Source organism: Rhodococcus sp. 2G (assembly GCF_001886355.1).
Classification (GTDB): Bacteria; Actinomycetota; Actinomycetes; order Mycobacteriales; family Mycobacteriaceae; genus Rhodococcus; species Rhodococcus pyridinivorans.
Genome location: NZ_CP018063.1, coordinates 2,259,282 through 2,274,260, shown reverse-complemented (window position 1 = coordinate 2,274,260; position 14,979 = coordinate 2,259,282). Strand labels below are relative to the sequence as shown.

The window sequence follows — 14,979 nt, the reverse complement described above, 5'->3', positions numbered from 1 at the left end:
ACACATGGTGGACGGCGAGCACGAATCCGTCGATGGTACGGATGAGGCCACCGGTGCCGATGTGACATCTGCGGCGGAATTCGGCCACGTGCCCGTCATGCTCCAGCGCGCCGTCGACCTTCTCGGTCCGGCCATCGAGAGCGTCGGTCCCGACGGCGAGGGCGCGGTCTACGTCGACGCGACACTCGGTCTCGGGGGGCACTCCGAACACTTCCTGACGATCTACCCGAGGCTGCGGCTCGTCGGCCTCGACCGTGATACCGACGCACTGGCGATCGCCCGCGAGCGACTCGCACGGTTCTCCGACCGCACAGACTTCGTCCACACCCGCTACGACGGGATCGCCGACGCGCTCGAGAGCGTCGGCCTCGACCGGTACGGCTCGGTCCACGCCGCCCTGTTCGATCTCGGCGTGTCCTCGATGCAGCTCGACGAGGCGGAGCGCGGTTTCGCCTATTCCAAGGACGCCCCGCTCGACATGCGGATGGATGCCACCACCGGCATCACCGCGGCCGATGTCCTCAACACCTACAGTCACGGCGACCTCGCTCGCATCCTGAGCACCTACGGCGAGGAGCGCTTCGCCGGCAGGATCGCCTCCGAGATCGTGCGGACCCGGGCCAAGACTCCCTTCCGGACGAGCGGCGAACTCGTCGAACTGCTGTACCGCACGATCCCGGCGGCGACCCGCCGTACCGGTGGTCACCCGGCCAAGCGCACCTTCCAGGCGTTGCGGGTCGAGGTCAACGCGGAGCTCGACTCGTTGCGCACCGCGATCCCCGACGCTCTCGACGCTCTCGCGGTGGGCGGCCGGATCGTCTTCATGTCCTACCAGTCGCTCGAGGACAAGGTCGTCAAGCAGGAACTGACACCGCGTGCGAAGTCCCGCAGTCCCGAAGGGCTTCCGGTCGAACTGCCCGGGATGGGACCGGAACTGCGCATCCTCACCCGCGGTGCGGAGCGGGCAACGGACGACGAGATCGAGGCCAACCCACGTTCGGCGCCCGTCCGCCTGCGTGCTGCAGAACGAATCGCCAGGAGGTAACCGATGACCGTACAGGTGGCACCCCCGCAGCGCCGGAACCCGGGGCGATCGACCGCAGCGCAGCGTGCCTATCAGCGACGGTCGCAGCGCGCAGCGCAGCTCGGGGTCGAACAGGTGCAGACCCGCGGGCGCACGACGGGTGCCGGACGTGTCCGCACCCGGATCCCGTTCGTCGCCACCATCATCGGGCTCCTGGGCGTGGGCATGGCCGTGACGCTGTTGCTGACCACCCGGGCGACCGAAGACTCCTACGAGCTCAGCGCGGCGCGGTCCCTCAACGAGGAGCTCGCCCAGAAGCGGGCGGTGCTCCAGCGCGACGTCGCCACGGCCGAGTCGGCTCCCGCGCTCGCGGTCGCCGCGGCGGAACTGGGGATGATCCCCACCGGGCAGGTCGCGCGGATCGTCGTCGCTCCGGACGGTTCGGTGCAGGTGGTGGGCGATCCGGTTCCGGCCCAGGGTGCCCCGCCGGTCCCGCTGGATCCGCCCGCCCGAGAGGACGCCCGCGTCCAGACCCCGCTGGCCGGCAGCGCTGGGGCGGAGACCCCGCGGCCGCTCGGTGACGTGAGCGAGGAACCCCGGCCGCGCACCGACACCGAGGGCACGCGTCGGGCCGCGCCATCGGCCGACGGCCGCCCGGTGGGCGAGGAACCGGCACCGGCTCCCGTGCCGGTACCCGCGGCGGAAGCTCCCGCGGCCGCCACGCCGGATGTCGAGGGTGCCGCACCTGTACCGCCCGCGGCAGGACAATCGGTACCCGTGAGCGAACTGCCGCAATCCGAAGCGCCCCGTGAGGCGACGCCCGAAGCACCAGTCCAGGCCGTGCCGACGGAACCCGAGGGCGGGCCTCGGTGAACAACCGCTCCACCCCTCGGCGTGCACCGCAGCGACGTTCCACCCCGGCGACGCGCGGCGGCCGCGCTCGAATGCCCGCGCCGCGCGATCGCAAGCAGCGCGACCGGACGAGTTTCGCGTTCCGCAACAAGTGGGGCCGGATCGGCATGTTCGGCATTCTGGGCGTAGCCGTCGCCCAGTTGTTGTCCGTGCAGCTCGTCCAGGCCCCCACACTGTCCGCCGAAGCCGCCAGTCAGCGCACCACCCGACTCGTCGAACCCGCGACCCGCGGCACCATCGCCGATCGCAACGGGGAACCGCTCGCGTACACCATGGAAGCGAAGGCACTGACCTTCCAACCCGTGCGGGTGCGCAAGGAACTCGAGGAGGAACGCGCGAAGGACCCGTCCCGGCCCGAGGTCTCCGAATATCTCGAGGGCGTCGCGTCGGCGGTCCACGAGGCGCTCGGCGCTGCGGCGCCGGAGAAGGACGTGCTCGAGATGCTCGAGAGCGACGAGACCTTCGTCTACCTCGCCCGCGGCGTCGATCCGGGGGTCGCGGCGGAGATCGTCGACGAGTACGACAAGGTCGGCACCGAGCGTCAGGACATCCGTCTGTATCCGGGCGGATCGCTCGCCGCCAATCTCGTCGGGGCGACCGGCTGGGACGGACACGGCCTGATCGGGCTCGAAGCGTCGATGGACGCCGTGCTGGCGGGTACCGACGGTTCGTCCACCTACGACCGTGGATCCGACGGCGCCGTCATCCCGGGCAGCTGGCGCGACCGTCAGCCCGCCGTCGACGGTTCCTCCGTCGAGCTCACGATCGACAACGACCTGCAGTACCACGTGCAGCAGGAGGTCCAGCGCGCGAAGGACCTGTCCGGGGCGAAGAACGCCTCCGCTGTGGTGCTCGACGCGCACACCGGCGAAGTGCTCGCCATGTCGAACGACAGCACCTTCGACCCGTCGATCGGTGTCGCGAACAACCCGCCCGACGCCGAACAGGGCAACCTCGCGGTCAGTTCGCCGTTCGAACCCGGATCCGTGAACAAGATCATCACCGCGGCCGCGGCGATCGAGGACGGTCTGACCCGCCCCGACGAGGTCCTGCAGGTCCCCGGCACGATCACCATGGCCGGCGCGACCGTCAAGGACGCCTGGGACCACGGGGTCGTGCCGTACACCACGACGGGTGTGTTCGGGAAGTCGTCGAACGTCGGCACGCTCATGCTCGCCGAGCGGATCGGTGAGGACCGCTTCGCCGAGATGCTGCGACTGTTCGGTCTCGGCCAGCGCACCGATGTCGGCCTGCCCGGCGAATCCGCGGGTCTGCTGCCCAGCCGTGAGCAGTGGTCGGGTGGCACCTTCGCGAACCTGCCCATCGGCCAGGGTCTGTCGATGACCCTGCTGCAGATGACCGCGATCTACCAGACCATCGCGAACGACGGGGAACGTGTCCCGCCGCGGGTCGTGCGCGCGACCATCGCGCCGGACGGCACGCGCACCGAGACGCCCCGTCCCGATCCGGTGCGGGTGGTGAGCCCGCAGACCGCCGCGACGGTGCGCGACATGTTCCGTTCCGTCGTCCAGTCCGATACCGGCAACCAGCAGGGCACCGGTGCGGGCGCCGCCATCGAGGGCTATCAGATCTCGGGCAAGACGGGTACCGCCCAGCAGATCGACCAGAACTGCAAGTGTTACTCGAACTCCGACTACTGGATCACCTTCGCCGGCATCGCTCCGTCCGACGATCCGCGCTATGTCGTGGGCATCATGCTCGACGCCCCGACCCGCAGCTCCGACGGCAGCGGGGGCCAATCGGCCGCGCCGCTGTTCCGCAACATCGCGTCGTGGTTGCTGCAGCGCGACGGCGTGCCGCTGTCGGCCGAACCGGAGAGCAAGTTGATCCTCCAGGTCGACTGACGAGGTGACCGTGGCGCCTCGGTAGGCTGACAGGTCGGTAACGTGACACGACGGTCGTCGCCGAGAGCGGATCGGGAACGAACCCGGAAACATCCGTCGGAGTGCCTGCAGACGAGCTGCAGCGAAGCGAGAGGAAACTGGTGCCTGTGCCATCGAGTCCGGATCCGGCTCCTCCGGAGGAGGGGCGGAGACCCGAGCACCCACCGATGACGCAGATCTCGGTTCTCGCCGACGCCATCGGGGCGCGCGTCGAGATCGTCAATGCAGCCGCCGGAGAGGATGCGGCCCGCGCGGCCGCGATCACCGGCATCGACCTGCGCGCCCAGGGCATCCGCCCCGGCGACGTCTTCGCCGCGCTGCCCGGCGCGCGCGCCCACGGCGCCTCCTACGCGGGCACCGCGCTCGAACGCGGAGCGGTCGCCGTGCTGACCGACGAGGCCGGTCGCGACCTCGTCGCCGAGGCCACCTCCGATTCGGTCGCGGTCCTCGTCCATCCCGAACCGCGTGTCGCGCTGGGGGCGGCGTCGGCCACCGTCTACGGACACCCCTCCCGGAGCATGCAGGTCATCGGCATCACGGGCACGTCCGGTAAGACCACGACGTCCTATCTCGTCGAGGCAGGCCTCGTCGCGGCCGGACGCGTCGTCGGTCTCGTCGGGACCGTGGAGACCCGGATCGAAGGCATTCGCGTGCCGAGCACCCTCACGACACCCGAGGCGCCGCAGCTGCACGCCCTGTTCGCCGTCATGCGCGAACGCGGTGTCGACACGGTCGTGATGGAGGTTTCCAGCCATGCCCTCGCACTCGGTCGCGTGGACGCCACCGAGTTCGCCGTCGGCGGGTTCACCAACCTGTCCCAGGACCATCTCGACTTCCACAAGGACCTCGACGACTACTTCGGCGCGAAGGCCCGGCTGTTCGCCGAGGACTCGCCGGTCCGGGCCCGCCGCGCGGTGGTGTGCACCGACGACGTGTGGGGACGTCGCATGGCCGAGGTCGCGCGCGCGGGCCGCGACGACGCGACCGCAGTCCGCACGGTCACCACGGGTGGCGACGGTGACGCCGGTGACGCTGCCGGCGCCGCGGCCGATTGGACGGTCACCGACGAGGTCCCCGAAGAGACGGGAGTGCAGCAGTTCACCCTGACCGGTCCGGACGGGATCGCCCGCCGCGCCACCGTCGGCCTGCCGGGCCGCTACAACGTCACCAACGCCGCTCTCGCCGTAGCGCTTTGCGCCGAGGTGGGCGCCGACATCGACGCCGCGATCCGCGGTATCGCCGATGTCGCGGTGCCCGGCCGGGTCGAACGGGTCGAGCGCGGTCAGGACTTCCTCGCCGTCGTCGACTACGCCCACAAGCCCGCGGCGCTCGAAGCGGTCATCGGAACCCTGCGCGCCGCGACCGAGGGACGCATCGCCGTCGTCGTCGGTGCGGGCGGCGACCGCGACCGGACGAAGCGGCCGATCATGGGCGAGGTCGCGGCGCGGGCCGCCGATCTGGTGGTCGTGACCGACGACAACCCACGAACCGAGAGCCCCGCCGCCATCCGCGCGGCCGTCCTCGACGGTGCACACTCCGTCCCGGCGGCCGAACGCGGCGAGATCCTCGAGATCGGCGATCGCGCCGCGGCGATCGACGCCGCGGTCGCGTGGGCCCGCCCGGGCGACGTCGTCCTCGTCGCCGGCAAGGGCCACGAGACGGGGCAGGAGATCGACGGAGTGAAGCACCCCTTCGACGACCGCGAGGTCCTCGGCGCAGCTCTCGACAAGTACCGGACCGCAGGACCCGACGGTGACCATCCGCCTGCTGCGGGCGGTTCGCATCACGGAGGCAAGGCATGATCCCGATGACACTGGCTCGGATCGCGGAGGTCGTCGGGGGCACCCTGCACGACGTCGACGATCCGTCCGCCGAGGTGACCGGTTCCGTCGAGTTCGACTCGCGACGGATCGGTCCCGGCGGCCTGTTCCTGGCGCTGCCCGGTGCGCGCTCGGACGGGCACGATCACGCCGCGGCCGCCGTCGCCGCCGGTGCGGTCGCGGTCCTGGCCGCACGGCCGGTGGGTGTGCCCGCCATCGTGGTGCCGCCCATCCCGCCGACCGAGACCAACACCCTCGCGCTCGAACACGACAGCGACGGATCCGGCGTGGCCGTGCTCGTCGGCCTCGCGAAGCTCGCCCGCACCGTGGTGGACACGCTCACCGGCGCCGGCCTCACCGTTGTCGGTGTCACCGGTTCGGCGGGCAAGACGTCCACGAAGGACATGATCGCCGCCGTGCTCGCACCGCTCGGTGAGGTCGTCGCCCCGCCCGGCTCGTTCAACAACGAACTCGGCCACCCCTGGACCGCGCTGCGCGCCACCGAATCCACCCGGTTCCTCGTCCTCGAGAAGTCGGCGCGGGGCCCCGGGCACATCGCGACCCTGACCCGCATCGCCCCGCCGCGGATCGGCGTCGTGCTCAACGTCGGTACCGCACACCTCGGCGAGTTCGGCTCGCAGGAGGTCATCGCCGAGACGAAGGGCGAACTCGTCGAGGCGCTGCCCAGCGCCGCCGAGGGGGGAGTGGCGATCCTCAACGCCGACGACACCCTCGTGTCGAAGATGGCGACCCGCACCACCGGTCGTGTGGTGACCGCCGGGACCGGGTCCGGTGCCGCCTATCGCGCCGAGGACATCCACCTCGACGACCAGGCGCGTGCCTCCTTCACCGCCGTCGTCCCCGGCGCCGACGGACAGGAGCGGCGCGTGCCCGTGCGGCTCGCCGTGCACGGCGAACACCAGATCGGCAACGCCCTGTCGGCGATCGCCGTCGCCGTGGAGTGCGGTGCGACGGTCGAGCAGGCCGCCGAGGCGCTCGCGACGGCGGGTCCCGTCTCGGCGCACCGCATGGCGGTGCAGACCCGATCCGACGGGGTGACCGTCATCGACGACGCCTACAACGCCAATCCCGATTCCATGCGCGCAGCCGTGAAGGCCCTGGTCACCATGGCGCGGTCCGGTCCGGATCGCCGGCGCACCTTCGCGGTGCTGGGGGAGATGGCCGAGCTCGGGGACGACGCCGTCGTCGCCCACGACGCCATCGGACGCCTCGCCGTGCGCCTCGACGTCACCCGCATCATCGCCGTCGGTGCCACGCGGCCGGTCCGGGGTCTGTTCCAGGGCGCCGTGATGGAAGGATCGTGGGGTGAGGAAGCGAGCCACGTACCCGATGCCGACGCCGCGATCGCGTTGTTGCGCGACGAACTGCAACCGGGCGACATCGTGCTCGTGAAGGCATCGCAGTCCGTGGGACTGTGGACCGTCGCCGAGGCCGTCCTCGCGGACGACCCCGGTGCCGGAGACAACGACGCTGCTGTGGGGACGGAGGACGCCCGGTGAGACAGATCCTGTTCGCGGCGGGCATCGCGCTCGCAGTCTCGATCCTGCTCACCCCCCTCCTGATCAAGATGTTCTCCCGGCAGGGCTTCGGGCAGGAGATCCGGGTCGAGGGCCCGCAGAGCCACCAGTCCAAGCGCGGCACCCCCACCATGGGCGGCGTCGCGATCCTCGCCGGTCTGTGGGCCGGTTACTGGGGGTCGCATCTCATCGGTACGGGATACGACGCGGAAGGTCCCACGGCCTCGGGTCTGCTCGTGCTCGGCCTGACGACGGCGCTCGGCGGCGTCGGCTTCCTCGACGACTTCATCAAGATCCGCAAGCAGCGCAATCTCGGTCTGAACAAGACGGCCAAGCTCGTCGGCCAGCTGGTCGTCGCGGTGGGTTTCGGCATCCTCGCGCTGCAGTTCCGCAATGCGGACGGTCTCACCCCGGCCAGCACCGATCTGTCCTACGTGCGCGACATCGCCACGGTCTCGATGGGCTCGATCGTGTTCATCCTGTTCGTCTATCTGCTGGTCAGCGCGTGGTCGAACGCGGTGAACCTCACCGACGGCCTCGACGGTCTCGCTGCGGGTTCGATGGCGCTGGTGCTCGGCGCCTACGTCATCATCACCTTCTGGCAGTACCGCAACGCGTGCGCCGTGGAGCCGACCGCCGGGTGCTACGACGTCCGTGATCCGCTCGATCTCGCGTTGCTGTGCGCCGCCGGCGCTGCCGCCTGCATCGGCTTCCTGTGGTGGAACGCCGCACCGGCCAAGATCTTCATGGGCGACACGGGCTCGCTCGCCCTCGGCGGCATGCTGGCCGGTCTGTCCATCACGACCCGCACCGAGCTGCTCATGGTGGTCATCGGCGCGCTGTTCGTCGCGGAGGCCGCCTCGGTGGTCATCCAGGTCGCGGTCTTCCGGTCCAGCCGCAGGCGGGTGTTCCGGATGGCACCCTTCCACCATCACTTCGAACTCGGCGGATGGGCCGAGACCACGGTGATCATCCGGTTCTGGTTGCTCGCCGCCATCGCCTCGGCGATCGGTCTGGCCCTCTTCTACAGCGAATACCTCGCGGCGATCGGGGACTGACCGTGAACGACGAACTCGAACGGCTCAGAGGACGGGCGGTGCTCGTCGCCGGGGCAGGGGTCTCCGGCCGCGCGACGATCGAACCCCTCACCGATCTCGGCGCTCACGTCACCGTCACCGACCGCAACGAGCGCGCACTGGCCGAGTGCGCGGCGCTCGGCGCCCGGACGGTCGACCTCGACAGCCTCGTCGACGACCCCGCTGCGCTGCGCGAGTTCGCCCTGGTGGTCACGAGTCCCGGATTCCCGCCCGACGCCCCGCTGCTCTCGCGCGCGGCCGGCGCGGCGATCCCCATCTGGGGCGACATCGAACTGTCCTGGCGCATCGACCGCGCCGAGGTCTACGGACCGGCCCGTCGGTGGCTGGTGGTCACCGGGACGAACGGCAAGACCACCACGACCATGATGCTGCACGCGATCCTCGAGGCCGCCGGTCTCGGCAGCGTCGCGTGCGGCAATATCGGTCTTCCCGTGCTCGACGCCCTGCGCCGCGACGAACCGCGGGCCGACGTCCTCGCCGTGGAGTTGTCGTCTTTCCAACTGCACTGGGCGCCCTCGGTTCGGCCCGAGGCCGGTGTCGTGCTCAACATCGCCGAGGACCATCTCGACTGGCACGGCGGCATCGAGAACTACATCGAGGCCAAACTCGGTGCCCTCACCGGCGCCGTCGGGGTCATCGGTCTCGACGACCCGATCGCCGGTGGTCTCGGCGACCGGTCCCGTGCCGTGGTCACCGTGGGCTTCACCCTGGGCTATCCGCAGGAAGGCGAACTCGGGATCAGCGGCGAACTGCTCGTCGACCGGGCGTTCGCCGATTCCGCCGTGCTCGCCCGCGTGGACGACGTGACGCCGCCCGGCCCTGCCGGACTGTCCGACGCACTCGCGGCCGCAGCCCTCGCCCGGGCCATCGACGTGCCCGCCTCGGCGGTGCACGACGGCCTGCGACGGCACCGCGTCGGTCCGCACCGCGCCGCGCCGGTCGGGCAGGTCGACGGCGTCGAGTACATCGACGATTCGAAGGCGACCAATCCGCACGCGGCCCGTAGTTCGCTGCTCGCCCGCGACCGCGTGGTGTGGATCGCCGGTGGTCTGCTCAAGGGCGCCCGCGTGGACGACCTGGTCGCCGAGGTTGCGCCGCGACTGTCCGGAGCCGTGCTGCTCGGCCGCGACGCCGGCGACATCGCCGACGCGCTGGCGCGACACGCCCCGCAGGTCCCGGTCGTCGTCGTGGACACGGGCGACGATGAAGCGATGACCGATGCGACGAGCGAGACCGACACGTCTTCGGTGAGGAGGGCCGTGGCACCGGGCGCCGACGGTCCTGCCGCGATGCGCGTGGTGGTCCGGGAAGCGGCCGCACTCGCCTCGCCGGGGGAGACGGTGCTGCTCGCCCCGGCCGCGGCATCGCTCGACATGTTCGCCGATTACGCGGAGCGCGGCCGGAGTTTCGCGTCCGCGGTCGAGGAACTCCGCGGGGGCGGGACGCAACCGTGACCCCTCGGGCAGGAGCGACCCGAGCAGGGGCGAACACCGACGAGCCGGTGGTCGGAGTACGCGGCCGGTTCGGGGCCTGGATGGCGCGACCGCTCGCGTCCTTCCATCTCGTGGTGACGATCGCCGTCCTGCTCACCGTGCTCGGCCTCGTCATGGTGCTGTCGTCGTCGAGCGTCGGCGCGGTGGCCGCGGCGGGATCGGCCTACGGACTGTTCACCTCCCAGGCGATCTTCGCCGTCCTGGGCATGGTGATCTTCTACATCGCGCTGCAGATCCCGGTCCGGGTGATGCGACGCTTCGCCTTCCCGGCGTTCGCGTTCTCGGTCGTGCTGCTCGTGCTCGTGCTCATACCGGGCATCGGTACGGTCTCGCAGGGCACCCGGGGGTGGTTCGTCATCGCCGGTATCTCGTTGCAGCCGGCGGAGATCGCCAAGATCACCCTTGCCGTGTGGGGTGCGCACCTGCTCGCCTCCCGGCGTGGGGAGAACTCGACGCTGCGCGAGATGCTCGTCCCGCTCGTCCCGGCCGCCCTGCTCGTGACCGGCCTGATCGTGCTCCAGCCCGACCTCGGCACCACCGTCTCGATCGTGATCATCGTGATCGCCCTGTTGTGGTTCGCGGGACTGCCGCTCAAGGTGTTCCTCGGGATCGTCGGCACGGCCGCCACACTCGCGGTGATCCTGGCCTTGACGGCCGGCTATCGCTCGCAGCGTGTGCGGGCCTTCTTCAACCCCGGCGACGACCCGCAGGGTGCCGGTTACCAGGCGCGACAGGCGAAGTTCTCCCTCGCGGACGGCGGCCTGTGGGGTCGCGGGCTCGGTCAGAGCCGCGCGAAGTGGAGTTATCTGCCCAACGCCCACAACGACTTCATCTTCGCGATCATCGGTGAGGAACTGGGCTTCCTCGGTGGAGTGGCCGTCATCGGCCTGTTCGGTCTGTTCGCCTATGTCGGACTGCGGATCGCGATGCGCTCGGCCGACCCCTTCCTGCGCCTGTTCACTGCGACGGCGACGACGTGGATCATCGGCCAGGCCTTCATCAACATCGGCTACGTCGTGGGACTGCTGCCCGTGACCGGCCTGCAGTTGCCGCTCGTGTCGGCCGGTGGTACCTCGACGGCCACCACCCTGCTGATGTTCGGCCTGATCGCCAACGCAGCCAGACACGAACCCGAGGCCATCGCCGCGCTGCACGCGGGTCAGGACGGCCGGTTCGCGCGGCTGCTGCGCCTGCGCAAGCCGGAGGCCTACCGGGCCGGTCGCTCCTCGGCGGCGCGTACGGTCGCAGCACGACAGCCGCGAGCGCGGGCCGCGGCGCCCGAGCGCAGTGCCCGCCCCGCGTCGAAAGGTGGGGGATCGCGCAAGCGGCAGTCCCCCGCACCGAACGAGCGGCAACGGGGAGCCGCGACGGACCGCCGGACATCGGCGGGCCGGACGGAACCCCGGGAGGGGACCGGCCGGGCCCGGCGTGCACAACCTGCACAACCTGCACGCGAACCGGCTCGCGGCCGGCAGCAGACGAACCGCACGACACGCGGATCGAACGGACGAAGCGGAGAGAGAGGGAACCGTAGGTGAGTGGGGAGAGGCCGGCACTGTCGGTGGTGGTGGCCGGAGGCGGCACGGCCGGTCATATCGAACCGGCACTCGCGGTGGCCGACGCCGTTCGCGCACTCGTGCCCGACGCGCGGATCACCGCGATCGGCACCGAACGGGGACTCGAGACGACGCTGGTGCCGCGCCGCGGATATCCCCTCGAACTCATCCCACCGGTGCCGCTGCCCCGCAAGCCGACGGTGGACCTGCTGAGACTTCCCGGCCGGGTCGTCTCGTCGGTGCGCCGTACCAGGCAGATCCTCGACGAGGTCGGCGCCGACGTCGTCGTCGGTTTCGGCGGGTACGTGGCGTTGCCCGCCTATCTCGCGGCCGGAGCCGGTCCGCTGCGTCGACGCCGGCGCATCCCGGTCGTCGTCCACGAGGCCAATGCCAGTGCGGGCATCGCCAATCGCATCGGTGCCCTGCGGGCCGAGCGCGTGCTCGCCGCCGTCCCGCGCTCGGGAATCGTCCGGCGCGGTGACGCGCAGATCGTGGGGATCCCGGTCCGCTCGTCGATCACCGGTCTCGACCGCGCCGGGCTGCGCGCGGAGGCACGCCGGCACTTCGGTCTGCCCGACGACGTACCCGTGCTGCTCGTCTTCGGTGGGTCGCAGGGTGCACGCTCGCTGAACGAGGCCGTGTCCGGCGCGTCCTCGGCACTCGCGGAGGCCGGCATCGCGGTGCTGCACGCGCACGGACCGAAGAACACCGTGGACATCCCCGCCCATGTCGGTCACGCCCGCGCCCCGTACGTCACCGTGCCCTATCTCGAACGGATGGACCTCGCGTACTCCGCCGCCGATGCGGTGGTCTGCCGGTCCGGGGCCATGACGGTCGCGGAGGTCTCGGCGGTGGGTCTGCCCGCCGTGTACGTGCCGCTCCCGCACGGGAATGGTGAACAGGAACTCAACGCCCGCCCCGTCGTCGAGGCCGGCGGTGGCAGGATCGTCGCCGACGGCGACCTGACTTCGGACTATGTCGCCACGGAAGTGGTGTCGCTGCTCGGCGACGAGCGGAGACTCGTGGAGATGGGGCGCAGCGCCGCGGCCGCTGGTCACCGCAGCGCCGCAGACGAGATGGCGCGCATAGTGCTCGAGGTTGCCGGAGTGGAACCGAACAGGAGTGAACGATGAGTGCGCAGTTACCCGCCGAACTCGAGCGGGTGCACATGGTCGGTATCGGCGGTGCCGGGATGTCGGGCATCGCCCGGATCCTGCTCGCCCGTGGGGGACAGGTATCGGGTTCCGACGCGAAGGAGAGCCGCGGTGTGCTCGCGCTGCGGGCCCGCGGCGCGCAGGTCCGCATCGGCCACGCCGCCGAGGCTCTCGACCTGCTGGAGGGTGGTCCTACCGCCCTGGTCACAACGTTCGCGGCTATCCCGAAGGACAATCCCGAACTGGTCGCCGCCCGCGAGCGGGGCATCCCGATCCTGTTGCGACCCGCGGTCCTCGCCTCGCTGATGCGAGGGAACCGCACCTTCCTGGTCTCCGGCACCCACGGCAAGACCTCCACGACGTCGATGCTCGTCGTCGCGCTGCAGCACTGCGGCCTCGATCCGTCCTTCGCGGTGGGCGGTGAACTCAACGAATCCGGGACCAACGCCCACCACGGCAGCGGGGACGTCTTCGTCGCCGAAGCCGACGAGAGCGACGGCTCGCTGCTGCAGTACGACCCGAACACCGTGATCGTCACGAACATCGAGGCCGATCACCTCGACTACTTCGGCACGCCGGAGGCGTACACGGCGGTCTTCGACGAGTTCGTCGCCCGCATCGCCCCCGGCGGCCTGCTCGTCGTCTGCCTCGACGACCCCGGCTCGGCGGCCCTCGCCGAGCGCGTCGTCGCCCTCGGCCGCGACGACCTGCGGGTGCAGGGTTACGGCACCGCCGACGTCATCGGCACCGTGGGCGACCACCGCGGCGTTCCCGTCGGGGTGCGGCTGCTCGGCTGGGAGGCCAAGGATGTCGGCGGCGTCGCCGAGTTCCACCTCGCGGGTGAGGATTCGCCGCGCACCGTGCGACTGTCCGTCCCCGGCCGGCACATGGCGCTCAATGCTCTCGCCGCGCTGCTCGCCGCGCTCGAAGCCGGAGCGCAGGTCGACGAGGCGCTGGAAGGCCTCGCCGGTTTCGGTGGTGTGCACCGGCGGTTCCAGTACACCGGCCGCGAACACGGTGTGCGGGTGTTCGACGACTACGCCCACCATCCCACCGAGGTCCGCGCGGTCCTTGCGGCCGCGGCCGAACTCGTGGCGGGAGAGCCGCTGCGCTACACCGAGACGGGCACCGAACGGCCCCGCGTGATCGTCGTCTTCCAGCCGCATCTCTACTCGCGCACCGAGGCGTTCGCCACCGAGTTCGGGCAGGCTCTCGACCTCGCCGACGAGGTCGTGGTGCTCGACGTCTACGGCGCCCGGGAGGAACCGATCCCGGGTGTGAGCGGTGCGCTGGTCGCGCGGGCGGTGAGCAAGCCTGTGCACTACCAGCCGAATCTGTCCGCGGTGCCGCGGCAGGTCGCGCGTCTGACCCGGCCGGGTGATGTCGTGATCACGATGGGTGCCGGTGACGTCACGATGCTGGGCCGGCAGATCCTCGACGCGCTCCACAGCAAACCGGGTCGCTTCCGTCCGGCCGGGGCGGCTGCCGAGCCCGGCGGATTCCGCGCACCCGGCGGTTCCGGACCGGGACCGATCAGCTCGTGACGCCCGCCGCCGTCTCGTCGCGCCGCCGTCGCGGACGACCGTCACGCGAACCGCGTGAGCCCGATGAAGCCCGCGAACGCAGCACTGCCCGCCGCCCGTCCGGGCGGTCGGTGCGCCTGCGGACGGTACTGCTAGGGGCGGCTGTCGTCGCGGTGTTCCTCGGCGCCATCGCGGTGGCGTGGCTGTCGCCGTTGCTGTCCGTGCGGGTGATCGAGGTGGACGGGATCGAGGTCGTCACCTACGACGAGGTGGTCGACGCGCTCGCGGTCGCCGAGGGCACGCCGCTGCTCCGGGTCGACACGGCCGCGGCGGCCCAGCGGGTCGCGACGATTCCGCGTGCGGCGTCGGCCCGGGTCCAGCGGGTCTATCCCTCCACCGTCCGGGTGACAGTGACCGAGCGCGAGGCGATGGTCTTCTTCGACGCCCCCGACGGCACCCACTCTGTCGACATCGAGGGAGTGGACTTCGCGGTCGAGCCGCCTCCGATGTTCACTCCCCGTCTCGTCACTCCGACGCCGGGCACCGGCGACCCCGCGACCCGCGCCGCCGTGGAGGTGCTCGACAAGTTACCGCCCGACCTGCGCGTGCAGGTGGAGACGGTCGAAGCGCCCTCCCCGTCCGACATCTCGATCGTCCTCACCGACGGGCGTGTCGTGGTGTGGGGTGGAACCGATCGTTCCGAGCGGAAGGCGGCGGTCGTCGGCCCGCTGCTGACACAGCCGGGGGAGCGATTCGACGTGGCGAGTCCCGACCTGCCGACGGTGAGGTGAGGGATCGACGAAATTCGTCCGGCGTGTCCGGCGCGTCTACTGGCTAATCTCGGTACCCGTGCCATAGCGTTTCGGACAGTCGCGTTACTTGACATAACCTTCAAGCTGTGGTTGAGGGTTTGTCGGGGCAGCGCGCTGCGGAGCCGTCCGCCCGACCGGCGGACGTG

General features: G+C 70.9%; 11 protein-coding genes. All 11 read left to right on the top strand.

What is annotated here, in order from left to right:
- The first annotated feature begins 97 nt into the window (after positions 1–97).
- Positions 98–1,045 (top strand): 16S rRNA (cytosine(1402)-N(4))-methyltransferase RsmH, encoded by a 948-nt coding sequence (gene rsmH / locus BO226_RS10605; RefSeq protein ID WP_232238118.1) that lies wholly within the window; start codon positions 98–100, stop codon positions 1,043–1,045.
- A gap of 3 nt (positions 1,046–1,048) precedes the next feature.
- A complete protein-coding gene (locus BO226_RS10600) occupies positions 1,049–1,897 on the top strand; it encodes a hypothetical protein (protein WP_071935187.1) in 849 nt (282 codons plus the stop codon).
- 71 nt (positions 1,898–1,968) lie between these two features.
- Positions 1,969–3,801, top strand: coding sequence for a peptidoglycan D,D-transpeptidase FtsI family protein (locus tag BO226_RS10595; RefSeq protein WP_006554145.1), 1,833 nt, complete (start codon positions 1,969–1,971; stop codon positions 3,799–3,801).
- A gap of 206 nt (positions 3,802–4,007) precedes the next feature.
- Entirely contained in the window at positions 4,008–5,642 is a 1,635-nt protein-coding gene (locus tag BO226_RS10590; protein ID WP_064852008.1) for a UDP-N-acetylmuramoyl-L-alanyl-D-glutamate--2,6-diaminopimelate ligase, read from the top strand.
- On the top strand, positions 5,639–7,180 hold the full coding sequence (locus BO226_RS10585) for a UDP-N-acetylmuramoyl-tripeptide--D-alanyl-D-alanine ligase (protein ID WP_071935186.1): 1,542 nt from the start codon (positions 5,639–5,641) through the stop codon (positions 7,178–7,180). Before BO226_RS10590 ends, BO226_RS10585 begins: the two co-directional genes overlap by 4 nt.
- Positions 7,177–8,256 carry a phospho-N-acetylmuramoyl-pentapeptide-transferase gene (mraY, locus tag BO226_RS10580; RefSeq protein ID WP_006554142.1) on the top strand — a complete coding sequence of 360 codons (1,080 nt, stop codon included), beginning with the start codon at positions 7,177–7,179 and terminating at the stop codon, positions 8,254–8,256. The genes BO226_RS10585 and mraY overlap by 4 nt, the downstream gene beginning before the upstream one ends.
- Positions 8,257–8,258: 2 nt before the next feature.
- Entirely contained in the window at positions 8,259–9,749 is a 1,491-nt protein-coding gene (gene murD / locus BO226_RS10575) for a UDP-N-acetylmuramoyl-L-alanine--D-glutamate ligase (RefSeq protein ID WP_083543618.1), read from the top strand.
- Positions 9,750–9,829: 80 nt separating this feature from the next.
- Positions 9,830–11,326 (top strand): putative lipid II flippase FtsW, encoded by a 1,497-nt coding sequence (gene ftsW, locus BO226_RS10570; protein WP_064852021.1) that lies wholly within the window; start codon positions 9,830–9,832, stop codon positions 11,324–11,326.
- Positions 11,323–12,477: an undecaprenyldiphospho-muramoylpentapeptide beta-N-acetylglucosaminyltransferase gene (gene murG, locus BO226_RS10565; RefSeq protein ID WP_033097602.1), complete on the top strand. Its 1,155-nt coding sequence runs from the start codon at positions 11,323–11,325 to the stop codon at positions 12,475–12,477. The genes ftsW and murG overlap by 4 nt, the downstream gene beginning before the upstream one ends.
- Complete coding sequence (gene murC / locus BO226_RS10560; protein ID WP_024101267.1) at positions 12,474–14,042, top strand: UDP-N-acetylmuramate--L-alanine ligase; 1,569 nt, start codon at positions 12,474–12,476, stop codon at positions 14,040–14,042. The genes murG and murC overlap by 4 nt, the downstream gene beginning before the upstream one ends.
- The gene (locus BO226_RS10555) at positions 14,039–14,812 is read left to right on the top strand and encodes a cell division protein FtsQ/DivIB (protein WP_006554137.1); all 774 of its coding nucleotides are present in this window, start codon (positions 14,039–14,041) and stop codon (positions 14,810–14,812) included. Before murC ends, BO226_RS10555 begins: the two co-directional genes overlap by 4 nt.
- Positions 14,813–14,979 lie beyond the last annotated feature (167 nt).